Below are 26,421 nucleotides of genomic sequence, written 5' to 3'. Positions count from 1 at the left end.
GTTCCTCCCTCGCTCCCTCTGCGGGGCCGAACAGGCCCGCCGCTTGGCGGCGGATGTTCGCCGCCCGCCCACCCGTCTGTCCCGCGACGCAGGGTCCGCGTAGGGCCCCCGGAACCCGAGACGGGCCGACAGCTCGGGCACCACGGCCCCGCCCCACGGAATGACAGGTGCCACCCCGGCGTTCACCACTGTTATGCCGAATTCCGCCCCCACCCCCGAGTCCGGCGCGGCCGCCCGCATGCCCATAGCCGTCTACATGCTCGGCCTCGCCGTCTTCGCCCTCGGCACCAGCGAGTTCATGCTCTCCGGACTCCTCCCTCCCATCGCCGACGACATGAACGTCTCCATCCCCCGCGCCGGCCTCCTCATCTCCGCCTTCGCCATCGGCATGGTCATCGGCGCCCCCCTCCTCGCCGTGGCGACCCTCCGGCTCCCCCGCCGCACCACCCTCGTCGCCCTCATCACCGTCTTCGGCCTCGGCCAGGTCGCCGGTGCCCTCGCGCCCACCTACGAGATCCTGTTCGCCTCCCGCGTGGTCAGCGCACTCGCCTGTGCCGGCTTCTGGGCCGTCGGCGCCGCCGTCGCCATCGCGATGGTCGAGTTCCACCAACGCGCCCGCGCCATGGCGGTCATGATCGGCGGTCTCTCCATCGCCAACGTGCTCGGCGTCCCCGCGGGCGCCTTCCTCGGCGAGAACCTCGGCTGGCGCTCCGCGTTCTGGGCGGTCGGTGCCGCCTCCGCCGTCGCGCTCGTCGGCGTGCTCGCCCTCATCCCCCGCATCCCGCTCCCCGCCGAGAAGCCCCGGCTGAAGAGGGAAGTCTCGATCTACGCGGACCGTCAGGTCTGGCTCTCCGTCGCCGTCACCGCCCTCGCCGCGGGCGGCGTCTTCTGCGCGTTCTCGTACCTCTCCCCGCTCCTCACGGACGTGGCCGGCCTCTCCGAGGGCTGGGTCCCGACGATCCTCGGCCTCTTCGGTCTCGGCGCCCTCGTCGGCACGACGATCGGCGGGCGCGTCGCGGACGCCCACCTCTTCGGCGTCCTGCTGAGCGGCATCGCCGCGTCCACCGTCTTCCTGATCGCCCTGGCCCTGTTCGCGGCCACCCCGGCGGCGGCGATCACGCTGAGCTTCCTGCTCGGCGTCTCCGCGTTCTACACGGCGCCCGCGCTCAACGCCCGTATGTTCAACGTCGCGGGCGCCGCCCCGACCCTCGCGGGCGCGACCACGACGGCGGCGTTCAACCTCGGCAACACGGGCGGCCCCTGGCTCGGCGGCACGGTAATCGACCTCGACTTCGGCTACCGGGCCACGGCGTGGGCCGGCGCGGCGATGACGGCGACGGCGATCGTCGCGGTGGCGCTGTCCCTGCGCCTGCACCGGAGGACCCCGAGTCGCGTCGTCACCACGGCCTTCGTCTCCCCCTCCAACCGCTCCGAGGATGACACCAAAAACCCTTCCTGGAACTAAAGTTGACGGGGCCCCGGGGATCACGGCGACCCCGGGGCTCTCGAATCAGGGGTGGGGCGGCATGACGAGAGCGAACGACGACGCGACGGATTGGTTCGAGGGCCAGTCGCTGGCCTTCTGGGTCGACGCGACCGACGAGGACACGGACCTCGGCGGCCCGGGCGCCGACTCCAAGGGTCTCTTCAGCCGGGACGGCGACTCGGTACTGCGCTCCGTACCGCTCGGCCCGCTCCGCAAGAACCTCGCCGAGACGGTCGACGCACTGCAGCAGGTCTTCAAGGAGGTCGCGGACCGGGACAACACGCTCGCCTTCGCGGAGGCGCAGCTCTCGTTCCAGGTGACCGCGAGCGGCTCCATCCAGCTCATCGGCACCGGACAGGTACAGGGGACCAGGGGCCTGACCCTGACGTTCAAGCGCCCGACGGCCTGAGCGCGCGACCGTGTCACAGCACAAGGCCCTCCTGATCGGCGCGAGCGACTACGACGAGCCGCACATCGACAGCCTGCCGTTCATCCAGGACGATCTGGCGCGGCTGCGTGACGTCCTGACCGACCGCGGGTTTCGGTCGGCGGAGATCGTCGAGAACAAGCGCGGCATCATTCCCAGCGCCGTACACGCCCAGGTCCGCGGTTTCCTGCGGGACGCACGGCCGGACGACACGCTGTGGATCCTGCTCAGCGGACACGGCTACCACTTCGAGGGCCAGGACTTCCTGGTTCCCGAGGACGCGACCTACGACGTCGAACCGTTCTCCGACGCGTGCATCGAGATCGACTGGCGCAGGGAGCTGGAGGATTCACCCGCGAGTCACGTCGTCTTCCTCATCGACGCCTGCCGTGAGGGTGTCCAACGGGATGCGAAGGCGAGCCCGCCCGGCTTGCGGAGCTGGACCCGCCGGACGATCGCCGCCACACTGCGCCGCAAGGTGGCGTACGTGTACGGGTGCTCGGCGTCGCAGCAGGCGCTGTTCGTGAAGGAGTCGGAGAGCGCGGCCCCCGGCTCCGACACCGGCATCGCGCCCGGCGAGTCGTTCAGTCTCTTCACGCGGGCCGTCGGCGACGTGATCGAGAAGATCCCTCACGCGATGCGTCTCCAGGAGTTCTTCCAGGAGACCCAGATCCGCGTCACCGCCCTGCACCGTGCCTACAAGCGGCCGGACCGCGCCCCGCAACAGATCAGGGTGGTCTCCGAACTACCGCCCGGCGAACAGGACTTCCCGCTCCTGCCCGGCCCCGACCGGCACAGCGAGGCCCACCCGTGGATCCGGTCGGTCGCCCAGCACCCCGTGTGGCAGCGCACGCGCCCGGGACCGACGCGGGACACCCTGCACGAGCTCTGCGGAACACTCGCGACGGGTCTCGCCGCCGGGTACGAGAAGGCGGCGGCCGCCCTGCACGCCGACCCGTGGCACGACGCGGAACTGGCCCTGCGCACGCACGACCGGCTCGGCTTCCTGACGCACCGGCTCGCCGACGGCGTCGAGCTCTCTCCTTCCGAGGCCGCGCTCGCCGTCCTCCTCCCGCTGGTCGAGCAGACCTTCTGGACGCAGGAGGCGGAGCGGCGCCGCGACGTGCTGGCCAACGACGCGAAGGGGCCGGTCCCGGACCAGGACCGCTTCCGCAAGTTCGCCCAGGGTTTCCCGCGGATCAAGCGCAGGCTGCGCGCTCTGGAGCAGGCCAAGGTGACGGACGGCTCGGTGGAGCGGATCCGCTGGTGGCTCTACCACCGCTGGCTGATCCAGCAGCCGGAGGTGTACGCGGCGGAGTCCCTGAAACTCCTCGTCGGCGCTCCCGCGAACGGCTCCGACCACCCTCGCTGGGTGACGGAGTCCCTCTCGGAAAAACGCCTGATGCGCTTCCTCCAGGAGCACCGCGCGGCCCCCTTCGCCACCGCGCGCGGTGACGGCCTGCACGACCGCGACACGGTCGCCGCGAGCGCGCCCGACGAGCACGAGGTACGCGAGCCGCTGGTCGCCGCGCTCACGAAGGCGGCGTACGCGATGGCGGTGGACCCCGTCGACCTCCCCGAGATCGTCGTGGAGCACCTGGGCATCTCGGACAGCGTGAACCTGGAGGAACTCCGCGCCACGGTCCGGACCTCGGACTGGCGCACGTCGGGCACGGGCCGCTCCCTGAACGCGGTGTGCGGTCACCCTGCGGTGCAGATCGCCCTGCGCGAGCACGCGTCGCGGGTGGACAGCCTGCTCCGCGACATCAACAAGGCGCACAACCCGACGCTCGCCCCTCTGTCGACGCTGCCACCGTACGCGGACGGCTCACGGGTCCGGCTAGGTGGCAACACACCGGACCAGTTGTCCAACGGCATCCGTTTCCAGCTCGCCGAGGACCGGGTCCAAGAGCTGCTGATGGGCGAAGAGCTCTATGGCGAGCGCGAGTTGGCGGTCCGGGAGCTGTACCAGAACGCGCTGGACGCGGTGCGCTACGCGGACTGCCGTACGCAGTACCTGCACCGCACCGGCCGGACGTCCGTCCGCTGGGAGGGGCGGATCGCGTTCGTCCAGGGGGTTGGCGAGAACGGCCGGCCCTACCTGGAGTGTCGAGACAACGGCATCGGCATGGGCATCGACGAACTGAGCAACGTCTTCTCCCAGGGCGGCGCCCGCTTCGTCGACCTGCCCGAGTACATCGAGGAGCAGGCGGCCTGGGCGGAACTGCCCGACCCGAAGATCGAACTGCACCCCAACTCGCGCTTCGGCATCGGGGTCCTGAGCTACTTCATGCTGGCCGACGAGATCGTCGTACGCACGTGCCGGATGGGCCGGGACGGCCGCCCCGGCCGCCTCCTCCAAGTGTCGATTGCCGGACCCGGCAACCTGTTCCGGGTGGAGGACCTGGGCCCCGCGGACGCCTCGGGCACCACGGTGCGGCTGCTCCTGCCCCAGCACGGCGCCCCCGTGTCGTGTGTGACCGCGCTGCAGAAGGTGCTGTGGGTGGCGCCGTACCGTACGACGGCCGAGCACGGGTCGCGGCAGCACGAGTGGCTACCGGGAGAACCGTCGCCGATCGGCATGGAACTGCAACTGACCAGCAGCTGGGTCAGCCTGCGGGGAGGCGGCGTCTGCTTTCCCTCGGACGACCCCGACCTCTGGTGGGTGGACAGCCGGGGCTGGGTCCTGGCGGACGGGGTGTACGCCAGTGCCGACAACCTGATGCACCGCACCACCCCGTACGGCGCCCTGGTCAACCTGCACGGAGAGCACCGCCCCGAACTGACGGTGGACCGGCGCAACCTCCGCTCCTTCGACCGGGACCACGTCGAGGAGCGGATGACGGCCGCGGTGCCCAGCCTCTTCGCACCCGGGACGCCCTTGCCCACCGCCCAGTGGCTGACCCGTGTCTGCGAGCATTCCGTCTCCTTCGGAGACCGGGTCGCCGAGGAGGCCCAGCGCGTCAACCAGCCCTGGCAGCTGGGGGACGTCTCGCTGCCCTATGCGGAGGTCGGCTTCTTCCCTCCCGACGAGACCCTGCTCCCCCTGGTGACCGGTCGCTATCCGGAAGGCGCGCGGCACCACACCGCTTCGTTCCTGCTCAACCTGCCCGAAGAGGTGCTGCGTTGGCGCCTCCTCACGCTGTACCGGGCCGGGCTCGGCGCGCCGCTCACACTGCCCCCGTCGGACCTCGAGGACCTTCCGTGCGCGCGGCCGTCGGACATCGCACTGCTGGCACGGCACGGAGATGTGACGCTGTTCCCCCGTTGGGATCTGGGCCTGGAGTCCTGGGTGAGGGGTCCCCAGGCGACCGGCCGCCGACTGCTCGGCCACCCGTCGACGACGCTCGCGGGTTTCGGTGTGCTCAGCCTCGACGCGCTGTCCCACTGGCAGGACCCGGGCCAGGAGCTCACGGCGGCCGACGTCTTCGAGCGGGTCGAGCTCACCGGCCTGTCCGCTGCCGAGACCGTCGGCCGCCTCACATCACTCGGCTACCGCACCGCGCCGCTGCACGGGGCGACCGCCGTGCTCCGCAAGGACCTTCCCCTGCTGCGCCCGCTCGGCGACCCGGACGGCTGGCTCGAACCCGGGGCGGCACTGCCCGCCGCGCAGGTCTGCATGAGCGCGGCACTGGCCGAGATCCCGACCTCCCGGGCCGCACAGCGGTTGCGGGAACTCGGATTCACGGTGACCGAGCAGTGTCCCGAGCGGCACGGATGGACCGCCGACGAGGAATCGGTCCTCAAGATGCTGTGGAGCGGGTACGCGAAACCTCCCGCCCCGGAGGCGGCCCGGCAGATCTCACCGGCACAGCTGGCGTCGGTGGCGCAGGCCACCGGCGTCGGGCTCCATCAGGTCGCCCTGCTCCTGGAGGGCCTCGGGTTCGCTGTTCCGCCGCGCGCCTCCCTGCCGGACACGCTGACCGACGACGACCGGGCGCTCCTGGAGTACGAGAGTGACTCGCCGGACGTGGACCGCCCGGTCCCGCTCCGCTACCTGACGGCGGTCTCCCGACGGACCGGCCAGTCCGTGGCCTCCGCGGCGGCGCAGCTCCGTGGGTTGGGGTACGACGTGCCCGTCCCGCCCGACGACGAGGGGGAGCTGCCGACGCGGGAGGAAATCGCCTTCTTGGGCACGGGAGTCGTGGGGGCCGGTCTCGCGGAAGCCGACGACGAGGCACCCGTCACCCTGTTCAGCATCGCGTCGCGGGCCAACGCGGCCGACATCTCCCTCGCCGAGGCGGCCTCCCGCCTCGTCTCGTTGGGGTACGCCTGCACCCCGGACCCCTCCGCGCTGTCCCGGCTGTCCGACGAGGACGTGACCGCCGTGCTCTACGCGAACCTGCCCGACCCGAACGACTACGGACCGGTCCCGCCCATGGAGCTCAGGGCCGTCGCGCTGCACGTCGGCATGGATCCCCACGCGATGGACGCCGAAGACGCCGGCGACGGCCCGTACACGGACTCCGTGGCCGAGCAGCTGACCGGCCTCGGCTTCGAGATCGCCGAGCCCTCCCCGTCCCGCAAGCACGAGACGGAAGCCGAGATCACGCTGCTCGACGCGCTCACTCCGGGCGCCTGGACGGACGTCGAGGCCTGGCGCAGGGAGAGGCCCCGCACACGGGTCTCCCTCGCCACGCTGGCCTCCGTGGCCATGCGGTTGGCGATGCCCTTCCACGACGTCGCTCTCTCCGCGACCGAACTGGACATGCGCCACGAAGCGGAGACGTGGTTCAGCCCGGAATCGCTGACCCGGGCCGTGCCCCTCGACGCGGAGCCGGACGCCCGGCGTAGGCCGCCATCCCCCGGCGGCTAGGCCGACCGCCCCTTGGGCCGCCGCAGCCCCGCCCCCGTGAGCCTGCGCACCAGTTCCTTCGAGCCGATCTCCACCGCGCCCGCCCGCACCGCGTCCCCGTACCGCTCGGACGGCACGTCGTAGTGGTCGCGCTCGAAGGCGCGGGGCGGGCAGCCGATGGACGCCGCGAAGGCGTGCAGCTCGTCGTACGAGACGTCGCTGACCAGGTGGGACCACATCCGGCCGTGCCCCGGCCAGGTCGGCGGGTCGATGTAGACCGTCACGGCGTGAGCCCGCCCACCGGCGCCACCACGACGCCCGCCTTGCCGCAGACCCAGTGCGGGTCGGGCCCCAACTCCGGCTCCACGTCCAGCGCGTGCGGGTCGCCCGTGCCGCAGACGGGGCACAGCGGCCACCGCCCGTACCGTTCCAGGAGCGCGTCCTGGACGTCCTGGGCGACGAGACCGGCGACGTACGCGACGCCCTCCGGCCACTGCTCGACCCACCAGCGGCGGTGCGCCACCGACTCCTCCACCGTCGAGACGACCTCCGCCGCGGCCACCTCGCGGGCCACGAGGTCGGCGAGGACGAGTGCGCGGGCGGCGTGCAACGCCTGCTCCAGGGGGTCGATCGTGTCCATGCAGCCATTGTCACCCCTTGACCGCCCCCGCCCCCGAAAATACCTTTCAGACGTGACCCATGACGTGAAGGAAATTTTCGCGGGAGCCGCGCCCCCCGCCCCCGCCGCCCTCGCGGCCAAGGTGCGGACCCTGGCGCCGTCGATGACCCGCTCCATGCAGCGCGTCGCCGAGGCCGTCGCCGGCGACCCCGCGGGATGCGCCGCCCTCACGGTCACCGGCCTCGCCGAGCTCACCGGCACCAGCGAGGCGACGGTCGTGCGCACCGCCCGCCTCCTCGGCTACCCCGGCTACCGGGACCTCCGCCTCGCCCTCGCCGGCCTCGCCGCCCAGCAGCAGTCCGGCCGCGCGCCCGCCGTGACCGCGGACATCGCCGTCGACGACCCGATCGCGGACGTCGTGGCCAAGCTCGCCTACGACGAGCAGCAGACCCTCGCCGACACCGCCGCCGCGCTCGACACCGTGCAGCTCGGCGCCGCCGTCACCGCGCTCGCCGGCGCCGGGCGCGTGGAGATCTACGGCGTCGCCGCCTCGGGGCTCGTCGCCCAGGACCTCGCCCAGAAGCTGCTGCGCATCGGGCACATCGCGCACGCGCACTCCGACCCGCACCTGGCCGTCACCACCGCGGTGACGCTGCGCGCCAAGGACGTCGCCATCGCGATCACCCACTCCGGTTCGACGGGCGACGTGATCGAACCGCTGCGGGTCGCCTTCGAGCACGGGGCGACGACGATCGCGGTCACCGGGCGTCCGGACGGCGCGGTCTCCCAGTACGCCGACCACATACTGACCACCTCCACGGCCCGCGAGAGCGAGCTGCGGCCGGCCGCGATGTCGTCCCGCACGAGCCAACTCCTCGTAGTGGACTGCCTGTTCGTGGGCGTGGCGCAGCGGACGTACGAGACGGCGGCCCCCGCGCTCGCCGCGTCCTACGAGGCCCTGGCTCACCGCCACAGTCCACGCGGCGCCGGCCCCCGCTGAGCGCGGCGCCCACCTCCCCGATCACGCCACCCGTACGTACCGGACACGAAAGAGCCGCAGACGTCATGACCTCCACCACCGGCGCCACCCCCTCCCACCCGGGCGACCCCTACGGGGAGCTCCGCGCCCAGCTGGCCACCCTCACCACCGAGGCGTTCCGGCCGGAGCTCTCCGAGATCGACCGGCTGCCCACCCTGGAGATCGCCCGGATCATGAACGGCGAGGACACCACCGTCCCGGCCGCCGTCGCCGAGCAGCTGCCCCGGATCGCGGCGGCGATCGACGGCACCGCCGAGCGGATGGCCCGCGGCGGGCGGCTGGTCTACGCGGGCGCGGGCACCGCGGGGCGGCTCGGCGTGCTCGACGCCTCCGAGTGCCCGCCGACCTTCAACACCGACCCCGGTGAGGTCGTCGGCCTGATCGCGGGCGGTCCCGGCGCCATGGTCACGGCGGTCGAGGGCGCGGAGGACAGCAAGGAGCTCGCCGCCGCGGACCTGGACGCCCTGGGCCTCACCGCGGACGACGTCGTCGTCGGCGTCTCCGCCTCGGGCCGCACCCCGTACGCGATCGGCGCCGTCGAGCACGCCCGCGCCCGCCGCGGCGCCCTCACCATCGGCCTCTCCTGCAACGCCGACAGCGCGCTCGCGGCCGCCGCCGACCACGGCATCGAGGTCGTCGTCGGCCCCGAACTCCTCACCGGATCCACCCGGTTGAAGGCGGGCACGGCCCAGAAGCTCGTCCTCAACATGCTGTCGACGATCACCATGATCCGGCTCGGCAAGACGTACGGGAACCTGATGGTGGACGTCCGCGCCTCCAACGAGAAGCTGCGGGCCCGTTCGCGCCGGATCGTCGCCCTCGCCACGGGCGCGTCCGACGCGGAGATCGAGGCGGCCCTCGCCGCCACGGACGGCGAGGTGAAGAACGCGATCCTCACCCTCCTGGGCGGCGTGGACGCCGCGACCGCCGCCACCCTCCTGGCGACGTCGTCCGGCCACCTCCGCACGGCCCTCGACCACGCCGCCACCGCCCGCGCCACCTCCGCCCGCGCCTCCGCCCACGCCTCGGACCGGACGGATCCGTGAGGGAGCCGGTCAACGGGCCAGCAGGTCGATCACTCCCGTCAGGTCCTCCTCGCCCGCGCCCACGCCCTCGGCCAGGCGCCGGCGCATCAACGCGAAGTAGGGGGCGAGCAGTTCGGTGCTGACGCCCTGCTCCTCGGCGGTGGTCAGGAAGGTCGGCGTGCCGGCGACCTGCATGGCCAGGTTGGAGACGACGCCCTCGGTGTAGTCGCCGCCGCGCAGCTGGCCGGCGGTCCGGTGGACCGACGGGGCCATCGCGACGAGCCAGTCGGCGAGCAGCGGGGCGAGCGACGCCGGGTCGATGTCCTCCTTGCGGACCAGGGCGAAGGCGTGCGCGGCCCCGGCGAACATCCCGTACATGGCGCTGAGCAGGGCCACGTCGTGCAGGGCCGCGAAGCCCGCATCCTCGCCGACGTACGTGGTGCCGGCCGGGACGCCCAGCGTCTCCCGGTGCCGTGCGAAGAGCGCGCGCGAGCCGCTGTAGAAGACGTAGCCACCCGCTTCCGGTACGCCGACCATCGGCGGGACGGCCATGATCCCGCCGTCCAGGTAGCGGGCGCCGCGCTCGCGGGCCCATGCGGCGCGGGCGCGGGCCTGCGCGGGCGTGCCGGTGGTCAGGTTGACCACGTCCTTGCCGGTCACGTCGGTGCCGTCGAGCACCTCGTCGACCGTGGCGTCGTCCAGCAGGCAGACGACGATCAGGGTGTTCGCCGCGACCGCCTCGCGGGCGGTGCCCGCGACCTTCGCGCCCTCGGCGGCGAGTGCCGCGGCGCGGGCCGGGGTGCGGTTCCAGACGGTGAGGGGGTGGCCGGCGGCGAGCCAGGTGCGGGCCAGGGCGGTGCCCATCGCGCCGAGGCCGAGCAGGGTGACGGGGGTCTTCTCAACAGGGTGCTGTGTCATGTCGATCAGCCTGGTCACAGGCCCGGAGGCGGACAAGTACGCACTTGGGAGTGGGTGGTTACCCTGAGGTGAGCGAGCACGTCAGGGCGGGGCATGGAGGGGGCGGGGCATGGCGTCGTTGAACAGGCCGGGCGCACCGGACGGGCACATCTGCGGGATCGATACGGCGATGGAGGTGATCGGCGGCAAGTGGAAGGTGCTGATCCTGTGGGCGCTGCACGAGCGTCCCTGCCGCCGCTTCGGTGAGCTGCGCCGGTTGCTGCCGGGCATCACCGAGAAGGTGCTGGCCTCCCACCTGCGCGAGCTGGAGGCGGACGGCGTCGTCCACCGCGCCTCCTACGACGAGGTGCCGCCCCGCGTCGAGTACTCGCTGACCGAGGACGGCACCCGCCTCAACTCCGCGCTCCAGCCGCTGGCCGCCTGGGGCCGCGAACGCCCGACCGCACCGACCGCACCCACCGCACCCACCGCGCCGACCGCGCCGACCGCGCCGACCCGACGGTCGCCGGGAGCGGATCCGGCTGCGTGACGCGTCCGGCGCAGGAGTTCGCACCCGATGCCGGCGGAGCGAGCCTCCTGCGCGCGCGTGGCTTTCATCGCGGCCTGGCCTGCGCCTGCCGGTTCAGCTCCCGCACCCGTTCGCGGAGCACCTCTTTCGGTGGCGCGTCGCCGATCTCCGCGGGCGGGCAGTCCCACTCCCGGCCGCCGCCGATCGGCCTGAGCTGGACGAGTCCGCCCACGCACCCCATCACCTCCCCCACGCTCCCGTCCCGGTAGTCCACGGCGTAGGTCCCCGTCTCCGGCACGCTCGGGTCCTCGGTGCTCATCGCGCCCCCTCCAGAACGGCGGCCAGCCGCAGTGCGGTGTCGAGGTTGCAGCGCCCCAACTCCACGAGGGGCAGTGCGCCCTCGTCCGCGGCGGTCAGCGGATCGATCCGCAACGACGGCAGCGTGACGCCGACCCCTTCGAGGCCCGCCCTCAACTGCCGTACGGCCTCCTCCGCCGCCCGCACCCGTTCCCGCGCCGTCAGCGCCATGAGCTCCGCCTTTCCCACCGAGTGTTGCTCTTCACTCACCCAGCGTGTCCGGCTCCGCGCCCGCTGAACAGCTCCGCCGACCCAACAACTCCCCATGCTCCATGGGGGCTCTGTGGCCGTGATCGAACCCGTGGCGCAGAACGCTGCGCGTGGGTTCGGGGTGTCGGGGGCTTTGGTGGGCCGGTGCGTTTGCCGGTGGCCCGGGGGGGGGAGTCTTCGGTGGCCCGGCGCCTTCGATTCCTACCGGGGCCGCCCGGGTGAGAGCGGAGTGTGGCGCCTCCGGGCCGGCAGTAAAGGGCGCTCCTTCGTCGCGTCGGCTTCGCCGATTCCGCTGCGCTCCACCCTTGACTCCCGCCCCTCCACCGCACGTTGACGTTCGACCCGGACGGCCAGGGTGAGGCGGCGGGCTCGGCTGGGATGGGTCATCACCTTTCGCTGCCGGGTGCGGACCGGCCCATCGCGGGCGGGCGCCACGGTGCGAGCTCGGCCAGCCGCGCAGCCCGGCTGATCGGGTCATCAGCTCGCGTCGCCGGGTGCCGACCGGCCCATCGTGGGCGGACGCCACGGCGCGAGCTCGGCCCACGGTCCAACTGGTCGGGTCATCGGCCTTCGCCGCCGGGTGCGGACCGGCCCATCGTGGGCCGACGCCCCGGTGCGAGCCCGGCCAGCCGCCTTGCATCGCCGCTCGGGACATCCGCTTTCGCGGCCGGGGAGCGGTCCGGCCCATCGTGAGCCGACGCCACGGTGCGAGCCCGGCCCACGGCCGCTCTGGTCGGGCCATCGGCTCGCGGTGCCGGGTGCGGACCGGTCCATCGTCGGCGGATGCCACCTTCGATGGACTGCCCGCCGAGGGGGTCTGGCACCTACTTTGGGAAAGTTGCGAATGAGGAAGCCGCGCGCCCCCCTGTCACAACCCAAGCGCCCCCGGAACCAGCCAACCCGCTGGCGGCGATGGGACGGACAGGTCCTCTGCGGGACACGGGGATCCTGGGACGGGCGGGATCTCGTGACGCATGAGGCCTGCGAGACGAGGGAGTTGAGTGGGGCTGCTGGGCTCGCGTAGGTGAGTGGGATCCTACGACCGGCCACCCGCCCGCCGGCGCACAGGGCGCGGGCAAGGGGCGCACGGGGCAATGCTTCGCAACTTTCCCAAAGTAGGTGCCAAACCCTCAGGGGCAGAGGGCCCCACCTCCAGCCCAACACCCACCCCGCCCCTGACACCCGCCCACGATGAGCCACCCCGCACCCGCCAACACAACCCGATGCCCCGAGCAGCGAAGCCGGAGGGCGGACCGAACCCCGACCCTGGCAGCCGCCCACGATGGACCGAGCCGCACCCGCCAACGCGAGCCGATGACCCGAGCGCCGATTACGACGGCGGCTCACGAGGGGCCGGGCCGCACCTGAGGTCAGAGGGCGGGGTCACGTCGCGGGGGCGCATTCGCGGTGATGGCAGGGGGCGCGTGGCGTCTCTATTCGCAACTTTCCCGAAGTAGGTCCCCGACCCCGAGACCCCGCCCCGCACACCCGACCCCACCACCTTGACCGGGACGTCGGCCCACGATGGGCCGGACCGCTCCCCGGCCGCGAAAGCGGATGTCCCGAGCGGCGATGCCGCGCGGCTGGCCGGGCTCGCACCGTGGCGTCCGCTCACGATGGGCCGGTCCGCACCCGGCCGCGAAGGCCGATGACCCGACCAGACGGGCCGTGGGCCGAGCTCGCACCGGGGCGTCCGCCCGCGATGGGCCGGTCCGCACCCGGCAGCGAAAGGTGATGACCCATCCCAGCCGAACCCGCCGCCTCACCCTGGCCGGCCGGGTCGGACGTTTCGCTGCGGTGGAGGGACGGGAGTCAAGGGTGGAGCGCAGCGGAATCGGCGAAGCCGACGCGACGAAGGAGCGCCCTTTACTGCCGGCCCGGAGGCGCCACACTCCGCAACAACCCGGGCGGCCCCGGTACGCATCGAAGGCGCCGGGCCACCGAAGACGCCCCCCCGGCCACCGGCAAACGCACCGCCCCACCGAAGACTCCCCCACCCCGGTCACCTTCGCGACAGACTTCGCCCCCGTTTCCGCCCCCCGCCACGCCCCCACCCCCACCGACTTGGCCGACGCGCCGCCGCCCCGCGAGGGCACCACGCCCCGTCCCCCCGTACACCGCAGGCCAACGCGCCCCGCCCCTCACGCCCCAGCCGTAACCGGCCGAACCCGCCCTGTCCGAAAGGGCACCACCCCTGCCCGTATCCGGGCGCTCCCCCTACCCGGCGGCTGCCGGACGTACCAAAGATGGCACCCCAGCGAAGCCGCACCACCGGAGGGGACCCATGACCAAGCCCAGCGACCCCAACGCGTCGTCCGCGTCATCCGCGTCGTCCGCGTCGGACGAACCGCACGAGCCCGTCGACCCGCAGATCTCCGAGGCCTTCGGGGCCGCCGCCCGCGTCACCCTGGCGCCCGGGTCCCGGGAGGCCAGGGAGCAGCCGGCCGAGGCGCCGGAGCCGGACGAGGAGTGGGCGCTGCCGAACGGCAGGGCCTGGGTGTACCTCGCCAACCCGGCGCAGGGGCTGACCCGGCCCGTGATCCTCGGCGACGGATTCAACACCGGGCCCAGCGAGCTGGACTTCTCCTGGGAGATCCTGGAGCGCGGCCCGTACCCGTTCCTCAGCACCCTGCGCCGCCGCGGCTACGACGTCGTCCTCCTCGGCTTCGACGAGCGAAGCGCCTCCATCCTGGACAACGCGCAGGTCGCCCGCGCCGCGATCCTGGAGGCGATCGCACGGCGCCAGGGCGACCGTCCGCTGACGGTCGGCGGGTTCAGCATGGGCGGGCTCGTCACGCGGTACGCGCTCGCCAGGATGGAACAGGAGGGCATCGACCACGAGACGGCGCTCTACTTCTCCTACGACAGCCCGCACCGCGGCGCGTGGATCCCGATCGCCCTGCAGTCGTTCGCGCACTACATCCGGCGCCTCAACGCGGCGTTCTCGCACCAGATGAACAGTCCGGCCGCGCGCCAGCTGCTGTGGCAGCACATCTCCGAGTGGGACGACACCCCGGAGACCGACAAGGAGCGCGTGGAGTTCCTCGCCGAACTGGAGCGCGTCGGCGGCTGGCCCGCGCGGCCCCGGAAGATCGGTGTCGCCAACGGGTCACGGAGCGGGGAGGGCAACGGCATCGCGCCGGGCGAGAAGGCCTTCCACGGCGCGGGCCTCGCCATCACCGGCACCCACCTGCACACCCAGTCCACGGGCGAGGACCAACTCGTCGCGCAGTTGCGCGTGGTGACCCTGCGCAAGCCCCGCGTCCGCACCTCCGGCCTGCCGGAGATGGACGGCGCGCCCGGCGGCACCCTGGAGGGCTTCGGCATCCTCGCCGACGAGCTGAACAAGATTCCCGCGCTCATCGGCCTCGGCTCCGAGGCGGACATCCGCGAGCACTGCTTCGTGCCGACGGTCAGCGCCATCGCGCTGCGCGACATCGACACCCACGAGAAGCTGTACGGGCCGGTCACGGCCTCGGCCGACGAGGACAGCGAGCTGGACGAGTTCCTCTGCGCCTCGCGGAACGAGGGCCACACCCTGGTGACCGAGGAGCTCTGCACCTGGATCATGGACCGCCTGCCGTAGTCCTGCCCCGGCCGAACGCCCGAGGGCGGCACCCCTTCCTGAGAAGGAGTGCCGCCCTCGGTTCGCGTGAAGCGATGAACCAGTGATCAGCCGGAGCCGATCAGAAGTCCATGTCACCGCCCGGCATGCCGCCGCCGGCCGGGGCGGCGCCCGCCTTCTCCGGCTTGTCGGCGATGACGGCCTCGGTGGTGAGGAACAGCGCGGCGATGGAGGCGGCGTTCTGCAGGGCAGAGCGCGTCACCTTCGCCGGGTCGAGGATGCCCTCGGCGATCATGTCGACGTACTCACCGGTCGCGGCGTTCAGGCCGTGGCCGACGGTCAGGTTGCGCACCTTCTCGACGACGACGCCACCCTCGAGACCACCGTTGACGGCGATCTGCTTGAGCGGGGCCTCCAGGGCGAGCTTCACGGCGTTGGCGCCGGTCGCCTCGTCACCCTGCAGGTCCAGCTTCTCGAAGACCGAGGCGGCCTGCAGCAGGGCCACGCCACCGCCGGCGACGATGCCCTCTTCGACGGCCGCCTTCGCGTTGCGGACGGCGTCCTCGATGCGGTGCTTGCGCTCCTTGAGCTCGACCTCGGTCGCGGCACCGGCCTTGATGACGGCCACGCCGCCCGCGAGCTTCGCCAGGCGCTCCTGGAGCTTCTCGCGGTCGTAGTCGGAGTCGCTGTTCTCGATCTCGGCGCGGATCTGGTTGACGCGGCCCTGGACCTGGTCGCTGTCACCGGAGCCGTCGACGATGGTCGTCTCGTCCTTGGTGATGACGACCTTGCGGGCGCGGCCGAGCAGGTCGAGACCGGCGTTCTCCAGCTTGAGGCCGACCTCCTCGGAGATGACGGTGCCACCGGTGAGGATGGCGATGTCGCCGAGCATGGCCTTGCGGCGGTCACCGAAGCCCGGGGCCTTGACGGCGACGGACTTGAAGGTGCCACGGATCTTGTTGACGACCAGGGTCGACAGGGCCTCGCCCTCGACGTCCTCGGCGATGATCAGCAGCGGCTTGCCGGACTGCATGACCTTCTCGAGGAGCGGAAGGAGGTCCTTCACGTTCGAGATCTTCGAGTTGACGATCAGGATGTACGGGTCGTCGAGCGACGCCTCCATACGCTCCATGTCGGTGGCGAAGTACGCCGAGATGTAGCCCTTGTCGAAGCGCATGCCCTCGGTGAGCTCGAGCTCCAGACCGAAGGTCTGCGACTCCTCGACGGTGATGACGCCTTCCTTGCCGACCTTGTCCATCGCCTCGGCGATGAGCTCGCCGATCTGGGTGTCGGCGGCGGAGATGGAGGCGGTCGAAGCGATCTGCTCCTTGGTCTCCACGTCCTTGGCCTGCTCGAGCAGGGCGCCGGAGACGGCCTCGACGGCCTTCTCGATGCCGCGCTTGAGGGCCATCGGGTTGGCACCGGCGGCCACGTTGCGCAGACCCTCGCGCACCAGGGCCTGGGCCAGGACGGTCGCGGTCGTCGTGCCGTCACCGGCGACGTCGTCCGTCTTCTTCGCGACCTCCTTGACCAGCTCGGCGCCGATCTTCTCGTACGGGTCCTCGAGCTCGATCTCCTTGGCGATGGAGACACCATCGTTGGTGATCGTGGGGGCGCCCCACTTCTTCTCGAGGACGACGTTGCGACCCTTGGGGCCCAGGGTCACCTTGACGGCGTCGGCGAGCTGGTTCATGCCGCGCTCGAGGCCGCGCCGTGCCTCCTCGTCGAACGCGATGATCTTGGCCATGTGAAGTGGTCCTCCCGGACGGGGTGGAAAAGCAAACGGACCGTGCTGGTGCCCGCGACGGACGGCCTGCAGCCCTTGTGGTTCCTTGCCCCACCCGGCCTGCGGGCCTCACCGACCCGATCCAAGTTCTGTCACTCTCACTCGGAGAGTGCTAAGCCCAATGATTAGCACTCGACCCCTGCGAGTGCAAGCGCCTCTCGAGGATCTCGGACAGGTCCGGGCGCCCGGCGCGCGGACCCCGCGCACACGAGGGGCCCGTACCCCTGACGGGATACGAGCCCCTCGCGATGCTTGCTTCGGTGGTCGATCGCGCCGAGCTAGACGGCGAGCTTGACCATGTCCGCCTGCGGACCCTTCTGGCCCTGCGAGATCTCGAATTCGACTCGCTGACCTTCTTCAAGGGTGCGGTACCCGTCCATCTGGATCGCGCTGTAGTGGACGAAAACATCCGCACCACCGTCGACCGCGATGAAGCCGTACCCCTTCTCCGCGTTGAACCACTTGACGGTGCCCTGAGCCATGCCTAACTCCCCTATTACTGGCCCTTGCACAGGACCGCACTTCGCGGACCCGGGTCAGACCTCACCCCCCACTGATTGGGGGTGTGCGCCGGAACGCGTCGACCGCCGCTGAATGTATCTGTCCAACTGCCGTCTGCAACAGGTCAATCGGACGAGAATTCTGGGCACGCGCGATCGGTAATATGCGGAGAATTTGCCGGAATTCAGGGCAAGTCGGGCCGGGCAAAAGCCACATGGGGCTCAAATGGGCGGCGCGCATTGGCTGCTTCTTGTCGACTCCGGGTCGACTTCGTATATGCGCTCGGCACAAACGGCGAAGCACACTTCCCAACTGTACCGCGCTCAACCATGCAGAATTGCCCCCTCCGTTTCTCACCGGAGAGGGCAATTCGACTTCTGCAGGGTTCTTGCGGAAAGCGATCAGCCGCCGGCGACGGCCGGAATGATCGAGACGCCCGCACCGTCGGGAGTGGCGGTCTCCAGGCCCTGCTCGAACCGGACGTCGTCGTCGTTGACGTACACGTTCACGAACCGGCGCAGCTTGCCCTGGTCGTCCAGGACGCGGGCGGCGATGCCGGTGTGGTTCTTCTCCAGGTCGGCGATGACCTCACCCAGGTTCGCCCCCTCGGCGGCGACCTCGGCCTTGCCGCCGGTGTAGGTGCGGAGAATGGTGGGGATCCGGACGTTGACGCTCATGGGTTTCACCTCAGGGGATACGGGCCCCGTCAGGGGCGCGGGGAACTGCGCGGCCAGCCACATCCGGCCCGCAGGGAAAGGAGAAGGTCAGCCGGCCAGACCCGCGGAGCGAAACGCCTCAAGGCTCGGCTTGATCGTGGCGGTCGCCTGAGACCTCTCGGCAACAGCGTCGAGCGTCTTGAGCCCGTCACCGGTGTTCAACACCACCGTGGTGAGTGAGGGATCGATGAGCCCCGCCTCGACGAGCTTCTTCGTGACGCCCACCGTCACCCCGCCCGCGGTCTCCGCGAAGATCCCCTCACTCCGAGCGAGCAGCTCGATCGCCTCGACGACCTGCTCATCGTCGACGTCCTCCACCGCACCCCCCGTACGCCGCGCGATGTCGAGCACGTACGGCCCGTCGGCCGGGTTGCCGATGGCCAGCGACTTGGCGATGGTGTTCGGCTTCTGCGGGCGGACCACGTCCTGGCCGGCCTTGAAGGCCGCCGACACCGGGGAACAGCCTTCCGCCTGCGCGCCGAAGATCTTGTAAGGCTTGTCCTCGACGAGGCCCAGCGCGATGAGCTCCTTCAGACCCTTGTCGATCTTCGTGAGCTGCGAGCCGGAGGCGATCGGGATGACCAGCTGGTCGGGAAGGACCCATCCCAGCTGCTCGCAGATCTCGTACGCGAGGGTCTTGGAGCCCTCGCCGTAGTACGGCCGCAGGTTGACGTTGACGAAGCCCCAGCCCTCGCCCAGCGGGTCGCCGATGAGCTCGGAGCAGAAGCGGTTCACGTCGTCGTAGTTGCCCTCGATGCCGACGAGCTCGCCGCCGTACACCGCGGCCATGACGACCTTGCCCTGCTCCAGGTCGTGCGGGATGAACACGCAGGAGCGGAAGCCGGCGCGGGCGGCGGCGGCGCCGACGGCGCCCGCGAGGTTGCCGGTGGAGGAGCAGGAGAGGGTGGTGAAGCCGAAGGCGCGGGCCGCTTCGAGGGCCTGCGCGACGACACGGTCCTTGAAGGAGTGCGTGGGGTTGCCGGAGTCGTCCTTGACGAACAACTTGCCCTGTTGGACACCGATCTCGGCGGCGAGGTTGTCGGCCTTGACGAGCTTGGTCCAGCCGGGGTTCAGGTTCGGCTTGTCGGCCACGTCGGCGGGGACGGGCAGCAGCGGGGCGTACCGCCAGATGTTGGCGGGGCCCGCCTCGATCCGCTTGCGGAGGGCTTCCGGGTCGCCGAGGGGCAGGTCGTACGCGACTTCGAGGGGGCCGAAACACTCGGCGCAGGCGAAGATCGGGCCGAGCGGGAAGGTGGTGCCGCACTCCCGGCAGGAGAGTCCCGATGCGGGGCCGAGGTCTACGGAGGTGGTGGTGGTGTTCTCGGTGGCGACAGTCTGCACAGCCATGGAGGCGAGGCCCTTTCTCCTCATCTTCCTCGCGACGCATCTCGCCGCGAGACGGATTTGGCACCTTCCCTAGCCGGGAGCCTCGCGGCGCTGATCACTTGATCGCGTACGAGACCGGCTGGAGGGTTGCCGGGGCTTCAACGGGCCGTATCCCTCTGCCCCTCTGGATGAGCGGTATTCGATTGTTGATCTCAGGCGGCGATGACCCCGACATGCGATGGTCACCGGCGTTGTTCAAGACTGTAACCGAAGCCCCGGACCCTTGAGATAGTCGTCCGAACCGCGAGATGGATCACATATGGGAGGACCGCGACCGTGCTGGAAGAGGTCGAGCACTGGCTGAGCAGGCGTTCCTTCTCCGTCGCCGACCGCCCGCCGGAGCTGCTGACCGCCGCCAAGCGGGCGTCGGGCACCACGGTGAGCGTCGTGCTGCCCGCGCTCGACGAGGAGGGCACGGTCGGCCAGATCGTCGCCGAGATCCGCCGGGAACTCATGGAGCGGCTGCCGCTGGTCGACGAGCTCGTGGTGATCGACTCCGGCTCCTCGGACCGTACGGCGGAGGTCGCCGCGGCGGCCGGGGCCAGGGTTGTGCACCGGGACGACATCCTGCCGCGCCTCGCGCCGGTGCCCGGCAAGGGCGAGGTGCTGTGGCGCTCGCTCCTGGTGACGGGCGGGGACGTCGTGGCGTTCGTCGACGCGGATCTGCGGGAGTTCTCCGCGGACTTCGTGTCGGGGATCGTGGGGCCGCTGCTCACCGACCCGGACGTGGCGTTCGTGAAGGCGATGTACGACCGTCCGCTGGGGTCGGCCGCGGGGCAGGGCGGCCGGGTGACGGAGCTGATGGCGCGCCCGCTTCTGAACATGCACTGGCCGCTGCTCGCGGGGTTCGTCCAGCCGCTGGGCGGCGAGTACGCGGCGCGCAGGTCGCTCCTGGAGCGGCTGCCGTTCCCCGTCGGATACGGCGTGGAGCTGGGGCTGCTCGTCGACGCGCTGCACACGGTGGGTCTGGACGCGCTGGCGCAGGTGGACGTGGGGGTGCGCAGGCACCGGCACCAGGACGGGCAGGCGCTCGGGCGGATGGCGGCGGCGATCTACCGGACGGCGCAGCTGCGGCTGGCGCGCGGCCATCTCGTGCGTCCGGAGCTGACGCAGTTCGAGCGGGGCGCGGACGGGTTCGTGCCGCGCACGTATCCGGTCGACACGGAGGAGCGGCCTCCGATGGCGGGCGTCGCCGAGTACGCGCGCCGCCGCGTGGCGTAGGGGGGCGGCGGGGGCCGGCGCGGGGGTCACATCCGGCCGGGCCGCACGCGGAGTCCGGTCGTACGTTTGCCCGGGCCCGGGACGGGCTACGTTTTGCCACATGGTCTCCGAGTCCGCTTCGTCAGCAGCAGCGCAGGTACTCGTCGCGTCCAACCGCGGCCCCGTCTCGTACACCGTGGGTGAGGACGGGGAGCTGACCGCGAAACGCGGTGGCGGCGGTCTGGTCTCCGGACTCAGCGCCATCGGTGACGACGCGGACGCGCTGTGGGTGTGCGCGGCGCTCGGCGACGGCGACCGCGAGGCGGTGCGGCGGGGCGTCGGCGAGCCGGGCGTGCGGATGCTGGACATCGACGCGGACGTCCACGCGGACGCGTACAACGGCATCGCCAACTCGGTGCTGTGGTTCGTCCACCACATGCTCTACCAGACCCCGCTGGAGCCGGCCTTCGGGCCGGAGTTCCGGGCGCAGTGGGCGGCGTACGAGAGGTACAACCGGGCGTTCGCCGAGGCGCTGGCGGCCGAGGCGGCGCCGGGCGCCGCGGTCCTGGTGCAGGACTACCACCTGACGCTGGTGCCGGGCATGCTCCGCGAGCTGCGGGAGGACGTGCGGATCGGCCACTTCTCGCACACCCCGTGGGCGCCCGCCGACTACTTCCGGATACTGCCGGACGACGTGGCCGAGCAGGTGCTGCGCGGGATGCTGGGCGCCGACCGGCTGGGGTTCCTCACCGGGCGGTGGGCGGACGCCTTCACGGACTGCTGCGTCCGGCTCGTCGGCGGGACCTCGGGCACCCGGATCGGGGTGCACGGGCTCGGTGCCGACGCGGACTTCCTGCGGGAGCGCTCGCGGCGGGACGACGTCGAGGAGCGGATGCGGACGCTGCGCGAGCAGACGGGCGCGCAGGACGGGGAGGACCGGAAGCTGATCGTCCGGGTGGACCGGACGGAGCTGTCGAAGAACATCGTGCGCGGCCTGCTGGCCTACCGCGAGCTCCTCGACACCCACCCCGAGTGGCGCGAACGCGTCGTGCACGTCGCCTTCGCCTACCCCTCCCGGCAGGACCTGGCGGTCTACCGCTCGTACACGGCGGAGGTCGCCCGGGTCGCCGAGTCCATCAACTCCGCGTACGGGACGCCCGGCTGGACCCCGGTCCTGCTGCACGTCGACGACGACTTCGCGCGCTCGCTCGCCGCCTACCGGATGGCGGACGTGGCGCTGGTGAACCCGATCCGGGACGGCATGAACCTCGTCGCGAAGGAGGTGCCGGTCGTCTCCGACGAGGGCTGCGCGCTGGTCCTGTCGCGGGAGGCGGGCGCCCACGAGGAGCTCGGCGACGACGCGCTCACCGTGAACCCGTACGACGTGTCGGCCACCGCGCAGGCGCTGCACACCGGCCTGTCGATGCCCGCGGAGGAGCGCGCCGAGCGCACCAAGCGGCTCACGGCGGCGGCCACCGCGCTGCCGCCCGCCCAGTGGTTCCTGGACCAGCTGCGGGCCCTCACCGGCTGACGCCGTAGGGCGCGGGCAGTCCAAGGGCCGCTTCGGTTTGTCCATGGGCGTGGGGCGGGTGCCTCACTACGGTCCACCGCATGACCCCGCGCCGTACGAGCACCGTGATCCTGGCCGCTCTCGCCGTGGCGGGCACGGGCCTCGCGCCCACCGCTGCCGCCGCACGGACCGGCACCGTCTACCACGTCGACTGCGCCCAGGGCGACGACACCGCGTCCGGCACCTCCGCGAGGGCGGCCTGGCGGACCGTGGCCGAGGCGAGCGCGCACACCTACGGCCCCGGCGACCGGCTCCTGCTGAGGCGGGGCACAAGCTGCACGGGGGTGCTGGCCCCCAAAGGTGCGGGTGCGGCCGGCGCCCCCGTGCGGATCGGCGCGTACGGCGACCGGCGGGCCGCCAAGCCGCACATCGAGGGCGGCGGCGCCCGCGCGGCGCTGCACCTGGTGGACACCGAGCAGTGGGAGATCCGCGACCTGGACCTCTCCAACACCGGACCCGCCACCACCACCGACCGCCGCGCGGGCCTCTACGTCCAGCTCACCGACTACGGCACCGCCCACCACTTCGTCGTCGACGGCGTCGACGTGCACGACGTGAACGGCGCCGACTTCAAGGACCCGGACCCGAGCGGCGGCATCCTCTTCACGGTCCAGGGCACCGCGAAGCCGACCCGCTTCGACGGGGTGCGCGTGCAGGACTCCACGGTGCGCCACGTCGACCGCACCGGCATCGGCACCATGTCGACGTGGGACGGGCCCGGCCGGTTCTCCACCGGCGTGCTGGTCCGGCGGAACGAGGCGTACGACGTGGGCGGCGACGGCATCGTCGTCCACGAGACGGCGGGGGCCCGCGTCGAGCACAACTACGTCGACGGCTTCAACACGCGCTCCGCCGGCTACAACGCGGGCGTGTGGGCCTGGGAGTCCGAGGACGCGCTGTACCAGTACAACGAGGTGACCGGCGGGCACGGGACGCGGGACTCCATGGCGTACGACATCGACGGCGGCAACGTCCGCAACGTCTACCGGTACAACTACAGCCACGACAACGAGGGCGGCTTCCTGCTCGTCTGCAACGGCGAGGGCAAGGTCAGCGACGGCAACCGCGTCCACGACAACATCAGCGTGAACGACCGCAACACGGCCTCCCCGTACGGGGTGATCTCGGTGGTGTGCGGGGCGACCACGGACACGCGGGTCTACCGGAACACCGTCGTCACCGACCGCGCGGACACCGCCCTGGTCTCGAACAACGGCCCCACCGGCGTGACCTTCCGGGACAACGTCTTCGTCGGCGCGGCCACCGGAGCGGGGTCCCCCATCAGGGACACCGTCGGCACCTACGAGAACAACCTGTACCGGAACACCGCGCAGCCCCGCGACCCGAAGGCCGTGAACGCCGACCCGCTGTTCGTGGCGGCGCACCCGGCGCGGCCGGACGACGTGCGGCTGCGGCCGGGCTCACCGGCGCGCGGCGCGGGCGCGGGGACCGCCGACGGCACCCGGTACGACTACTTCGGGCACCGGATCCCCGACCCGCCCGGCATCGGCGCCGATCAGTCCGGCTGACCGCCGATCAGTCCGGCTGACCGGCGATCAGTCGAGCCGGCCGGCGGTCAGTCGGGCCGGCCGGCGGTCAGTCGGGCCGGCCGGCGGTCAGTCGGGCCGGCCGGCGGTCAGTCGGGCCGGCCGGCGGTCAGCCGAGCCGACCCGTGATCGCGGTCAGCAACTCCACCACTCCGGCCGGCCCGTCCACCACCAGGTCGGCCCGCCCGGCCAGCTCGGCGACCTCGGTGCTGCCGCTGCACACCAGCAGGCCCGCGACCCCGTCCGAGCGGAGCTTCTCCACGGCGCCGAAGGCGGGCAGGTCGCCGAGGTCGTCGCCCGCGTAGAGGACGGACTCGGCGCCCACCTCGCGCAGATACTCGGCGAGCGCCACGCCCTTGTCCATGCCGGGCGGCCGCAGCTCCAGGACCATGCGGCCGGGTTCGACGATGAGGCCGTGCCGGTTCGCCAGCTCCGCGAGCGGTCCGCGGAGCGCCTCGAAGGCGGCCTGCGGGTCGGAGGCGCGGCGGGTGTGGACGGCGACGGCGCGGCCCTTCTCCTCGATCCAGGTGCCGCGCCAGGCGTTGATCGCGTCGAGGAAGCCGGGGAGTTCGGCGCGGACCGCCGCGACACCCGGGTGCGGCTCGGCGGCGTGCACGGTGCCGGTGACGGCGTCCCAGCGCTCGGCGCCGTAGTGCCCGAGGACGACGAGGTGTTCGAGGCCGGCGGCGCCCGCGAAGCCGCCGTAGCGGACGGCGACGCCCGCGGGGCGGCCGGTGACCACGGCGACCGACCGCAGCCGGGGCGCGAGCGCGGCGAGCGCGGGCACGGCGCCGGGGTGGGCCCGGGCCTGTTCGGGGTCGGGCACGATGGCGGCGAGCGTGCCGTCGAAGTCCAGGGCCACGACGGCGCGTTCGGGCCGGGCGAGGAGCGCGGCGAGGCCGTCGCGCCCGGCGGGCGTCACGGGCTCGGGCAGGCCGGGACGTCCGGAGCCGGCGGGCTGCGTGTACGTAGGGTCACCCATGGGCCCGACCTTAACCGCGTCAGCGCTCGTCGCGCCGTGACTCCCGCACCCGGCGCAGTCGATTGACCGTAATCGGGTCGTGGGCGAGCGCGCGGGCGTCGTCTAGGAGGGCGTTCAGGACCTGGTAGTAGCGGACCGGCACCATGCCGAGCTCCTCACGGATGGCGCGTTCCTTCGCGCCGGGGCCCGGCCACTGGCGCCGCTCCAGGGCGAGGACGGCACGGTCCCGTTCGGAGAGCTCCGGTTCCTGATGGTTCATGCCGTCACTCTCCGACGGTTCGTGCCACCACGCCAAGTCCTACTCGGCGTTCTCCTCGGCCGCGGCGCGGTTCTGGATGCCGGTGAGGACGGAGGCGGGGTTGCCGCCCTTCTCGACGCTCTTGCCGATGTTCTTCTTGACCTCCGCCGACACCTGCGCCCAGGAGGTCTTGCCGACCGGGTAGAGCTGCGAGGTGGGGAGCTCGTCGAGGAACTTGCCGAGCGCGGTGTGGCCGCGCTCCGCGGCCATCGCCTGGGACGCGGAGGTCGTCACCGGCAGGATGTCGTACTCGTTCGAGAAGTCGAGCACGTTCTTCTTGCTGTAGACGTAGTCGAGGAACTTGCCGGCCTCCTTGCGGTGGCCGTTCTGCTTGAACGCCATCATCCAGTCGGCGACGCCCATCGTGGCCTGCGCCTTGCCGTTGCGGCCGGGCGCGGGGACCATCCCGAACTTGACGCCCTTCCTGGCGGCCATCTTCATCAGCGTCGGGTGGCCGTTGAGCATGCCGACCTCGCCGCGCGAGAACGCCGCGAAGGCGTCGGCGCGGTTCATCTTCCCGGGCGGCGTCGGGCCGGTCAGGCCCTCGCCGACGAGCTCGTCCCTGAGCCAGGAGAACGTCTTGGCGTTCTCCTTGGAGTCGATGGCGTACGAGCCGACGTTGTCGGTGTAACCGCCGCCGCCGCTGAGCATCCACATCAGCGTCTCGGCGGGCGCCTCCTCCGGACCCAGCGGCAGCGCGTACGGGATCTTCACGCCGCGCGCCTTGAGCGCCTTCGCGTCCGCCTGGAGCTCGGTCCAGCTCTGCGGCGGGGTGAGGTGGGCGTCCTTGAAGAGCTTGGTGTTGTAGAAGAGCAGGCGGGTGGAGGAGGCGAACGGCATGCCGTACTGGATGCGGTTGACCTCGCCGGCCTGGGAGAGCGGTGCGAGGAAGTCGGCCTGGGTGGCGATCGAGAGGAGCTCGTCGGCCTCGTAGAGCTTGCCCTGCGCGGCGTAGTCGGCGTACGCGCCGATCTGCGCCAGGTCGGGGGCCTCGCCCTTCTTGACCATGTCCTTGACGTCGCGGTCCACGTCGTTCCAGGAGCGGACGGTGACGTCGATCTTGATGCCGGGGTTCTCCTTCTCGAACCCGTCGGCCAGCTTGTCCCAGTACTTCTTGGAGCTGTTCTCCGCGGAGTCGCCGTAGTCGGCGGCCACCAGCTTGAGGGTGACGTCGCCGGAGTCGCCGGGACCACCGCAGCCGGCGAGCACGCCCGCCATGCCCAGTGCGGCCACCGCCGCGGTCAGTCCTGTCACGCGCCGCTGCACAGCTGTCCCACCCTCATTGCTTCCGCGTCCCGAGGCGCCTTCGCCCCTATGCCCTTGAACTGCGAGTTTCCCCCGAGTCCGGACACAAGGTCTACACCACCCGAGTATCACTTGTGCAACGGCCTCCACGGGCGCCCCGGCGAGCGCCTTCCGGAGCCCGCTCGCGGGCGCCCGGGCGAGGACTGATCATTGCCGTGCGCGGGCGGCGACTGCTATGCAC

The 26,421-nt window shown here is 71.8% G+C and carries 22 protein-coding genes and 1 riboswitch; of the genes, 10 read left to right on the top strand and 12 right to left on the bottom strand.

Going from position 1 to position 26,421, the window contains the following annotated elements; translation table 11 throughout:
- The first annotated feature begins 238 nt into the window (after positions 1-238).
- The 3 genes from ACZ6B8_RS36850 (at position 239) to ACZ6B8_RS36840 (ending at position 6,729) form a co-directional block, all read left to right on the top strand.
- Positions 239-1,465, top strand: a complete 1,227-nt coding sequence (locus ACZ6B8_RS36850) for a Cmx/CmrA family chloramphenicol efflux MFS transporter (protein ID WP_471610099.1) — start codon at positions 239-241, stop codon at positions 1,463-1,465.
- 61 nt (positions 1,466-1,526) lie between these two features.
- Positions 1,527-1,895: a Pepco domain-containing protein gene (locus tag ACZ6B8_RS36845; protein ID WP_471610057.1), complete on the top strand. Its 369-nt coding sequence runs from the start codon at positions 1,527-1,529 to the stop codon at positions 1,893-1,895.
- A gap of 10 nt (positions 1,896-1,905) precedes the next feature.
- Positions 1,906-6,729 (top strand): HD domain-containing protein, encoded by a 4,824-nt coding sequence (locus tag ACZ6B8_RS36840; RefSeq protein WP_471610056.1) that lies wholly within the window; start codon positions 1,906-1,908, stop codon positions 6,727-6,729.
- Here the strand turns inward: ACZ6B8_RS36840 and ACZ6B8_RS36835 are convergent.
- Together ACZ6B8_RS36835 and ACZ6B8_RS36830 are read right to left on the bottom strand one after the other, a co-directional pair.
- Entirely contained in the window at positions 6,726-6,992 is a 267-nt protein-coding gene (locus ACZ6B8_RS36835) for a DUF4031 domain-containing protein (protein WP_471610055.1), read from the bottom strand. The two genes, ACZ6B8_RS36840 and ACZ6B8_RS36835, sit on opposite strands and share 4 nt — an antisense overlap.
- Positions 6,989-7,348 carry a hypothetical protein gene (locus ACZ6B8_RS36830; protein ID WP_471610054.1) on the bottom strand — a complete coding sequence of 120 codons (360 nt, stop codon included), beginning with the start codon at positions 7,346-7,348 and terminating at the stop codon, positions 6,989-6,991. Before ACZ6B8_RS36830 ends, ACZ6B8_RS36835 begins: the two co-directional genes overlap by 4 nt.
- Positions 7,349-7,400: 52 nt before the next feature.
- Between ACZ6B8_RS36830 and ACZ6B8_RS36825 the strand changes: the two genes are divergently transcribed.
- Entirely contained in the window at positions 7,401-8,327 is a 927-nt protein-coding gene (locus ACZ6B8_RS36825; protein WP_471087999.1) for a MurR/RpiR family transcriptional regulator, read from the top strand.
- Between the two features lie 65 nt (positions 8,328-8,392).
- Entirely contained in the window at positions 8,393-9,412 is a 1,020-nt protein-coding gene (gene murQ / locus ACZ6B8_RS36820; protein ID WP_471610053.1) for an N-acetylmuramic acid 6-phosphate etherase, read from the top strand.
- A gap of 9 nt (positions 9,413-9,421) precedes the next feature.
- On the opposite strand, the gene ACZ6B8_RS36815 is transcribed toward murQ, so the two are convergent.
- On the bottom strand, positions 9,422-10,309 hold the full coding sequence (locus ACZ6B8_RS36815) for an NAD(P)-dependent oxidoreductase (protein ID WP_471610052.1): 888 nt from the start codon (positions 10,307-10,309) through the stop codon (positions 9,422-9,424).
- 109 nt (positions 10,310-10,418) lie between these two features.
- Here ACZ6B8_RS36815 and ACZ6B8_RS36810 point away from each other — a divergent pair, with 109 nt between their 5' ends.
- On the top strand, positions 10,419-10,838 hold the full coding sequence (locus ACZ6B8_RS36810; protein ID WP_471610051.1) for a winged helix-turn-helix transcriptional regulator: 420 nt from the start codon (positions 10,419-10,421) through the stop codon (positions 10,836-10,838).
- A gap of 64 nt (positions 10,839-10,902) precedes the next feature.
- Here the strand turns inward: ACZ6B8_RS36810 and ACZ6B8_RS36805 are convergent, their stop codons facing one another.
- On the bottom strand, positions 10,903-11,136 hold the full coding sequence (locus tag ACZ6B8_RS36805) for a hypothetical protein (protein ID WP_471088007.1): 234 nt from the start codon (positions 11,134-11,136) through the stop codon (positions 10,903-10,905).
- Positions 11,133-11,345, bottom strand: a complete 213-nt coding sequence (locus tag ACZ6B8_RS36800) for a hypothetical protein (protein ID WP_471088320.1) — start codon at positions 11,343-11,345, stop codon at positions 11,133-11,135. The genes ACZ6B8_RS36805 and ACZ6B8_RS36800 overlap by 4 nt, the downstream gene beginning before the upstream one ends.
- A 2,323-nt stretch (positions 11,346-13,668) precedes the next feature.
- Here ACZ6B8_RS36800 and ACZ6B8_RS36795 point away from each other — a divergent pair.
- The gene (locus ACZ6B8_RS36795; protein ID WP_471610050.1) at positions 13,669-14,970 is read left to right on the top strand and encodes an esterase/lipase family protein; all 1,302 of its coding nucleotides are present in this window, start codon (positions 13,669-13,671) and stop codon (positions 14,968-14,970) included.
- A gap of 100 nt (positions 14,971-15,070) precedes the next feature.
- Here the strand turns inward: ACZ6B8_RS36795 and groL are convergent, their stop codons facing one another.
- The 4 genes from groL to thrC form a co-directional block, all read right to left on the bottom strand.
- Positions 15,071-16,696 carry a chaperonin GroEL gene (gene groL, locus ACZ6B8_RS36790; protein ID WP_471088011.1) on the bottom strand — a complete coding sequence of 542 codons (1,626 nt, stop codon included), beginning with the start codon at positions 16,694-16,696 and terminating at the stop codon, positions 15,071-15,073.
- A gap of 317 nt (positions 16,697-17,013) precedes the next feature.
- Positions 17,014-17,217 carry a cold-shock protein gene (locus ACZ6B8_RS36785; protein WP_005315736.1) on the bottom strand — a complete coding sequence of 68 codons (204 nt, stop codon included), beginning with the start codon at positions 17,215-17,217 and terminating at the stop codon, positions 17,014-17,016.
- 420 nt (positions 17,218-17,637) lie between these two features.
- On the bottom strand, positions 17,638-17,913 hold the full coding sequence (locus tag ACZ6B8_RS36780; RefSeq protein ID WP_150217764.1) for a MoaD/ThiS family protein: 276 nt from the start codon (positions 17,911-17,913) through the stop codon (positions 17,638-17,640).
- A gap of 87 nt (positions 17,914-18,000) precedes the next feature.
- A complete protein-coding gene (thrC, locus tag ACZ6B8_RS36775) occupies positions 18,001-19,299 on the bottom strand; it encodes a threonine synthase (protein ID WP_471088013.1) in 1,299 nt (432 codons plus the stop codon).
- 17 nt (positions 19,300-19,316) lie between these two features.
- Positions 19,317-19,473: riboswitch (SAM riboswitch) on the bottom strand.
- Positions 19,474-19,614: 141 nt separating this feature from the next.
- On the opposite strand from thrC, the gene ACZ6B8_RS36770 reads away from it, so the two are divergent.
- The 3 genes from ACZ6B8_RS36770 (at position 19,615) to ACZ6B8_RS36760 (ending at position 23,637) form a co-directional block, all read left to right on the top strand.
- Positions 19,615-20,559, top strand: a complete 945-nt coding sequence (locus ACZ6B8_RS36770; protein WP_471610049.1) for a glucosyl-3-phosphoglycerate synthase — start codon at positions 19,615-19,617, stop codon at positions 20,557-20,559.
- Positions 20,560-20,659: 100 nt separating this feature from the next.
- Positions 20,660-22,069 (top strand): alpha,alpha-trehalose-phosphate synthase (UDP-forming), encoded by a 1,410-nt coding sequence (locus ACZ6B8_RS36765; protein ID WP_471610048.1) that lies wholly within the window; start codon positions 20,660-20,662, stop codon positions 22,067-22,069.
- Positions 22,070-22,149: 80 nt separating this feature from the next.
- Positions 22,150-23,637 carry a right-handed parallel beta-helix repeat-containing protein gene (locus ACZ6B8_RS36760; protein ID WP_471610047.1) on the top strand — a complete coding sequence of 496 codons (1,488 nt, stop codon included), beginning with the start codon at positions 22,150-22,152 and terminating at the stop codon, positions 23,635-23,637.
- A gap of 127 nt (positions 23,638-23,764) precedes the next feature.
- On the opposite strand, the gene otsB is transcribed toward ACZ6B8_RS36760, so the two are convergent.
- From otsB to ACZ6B8_RS36745, 3 genes are read right to left on the bottom strand one after another with little or no spacing between them, the layout of a single operon-like run.
- The gene (otsB, locus tag ACZ6B8_RS36755; RefSeq protein ID WP_471610046.1) at positions 23,765-24,637 is read right to left on the bottom strand and encodes a trehalose-phosphatase; all 873 of its coding nucleotides are present in this window, start codon (positions 24,635-24,637) and stop codon (positions 23,765-23,767) included.
- Between the two features lie 19 nt (positions 24,638-24,656).
- Positions 24,657-24,896, bottom strand: coding sequence for a DUF3263 domain-containing protein (locus ACZ6B8_RS36750; protein WP_471088023.1), 240 nt, complete (start codon positions 24,894-24,896; stop codon positions 24,657-24,659).
- A gap of 39 nt (positions 24,897-24,935) precedes the next feature.
- A complete protein-coding gene (locus ACZ6B8_RS36745) occupies positions 24,936-26,201 on the bottom strand; it encodes an ABC transporter substrate-binding protein (protein ID WP_471610045.1) in 1,266 nt (421 codons plus the stop codon).
- Positions 26,202-26,421: the final 220 nt, after the last annotated feature.

The organism is Streptomyces sp. NPDC041122 (assembly GCF_055592445.1).
The sequence above is the reverse complement of the archived record's forward strand: the minus strand, read 5'-3'. Positions and strand labels throughout refer to the sequence as shown.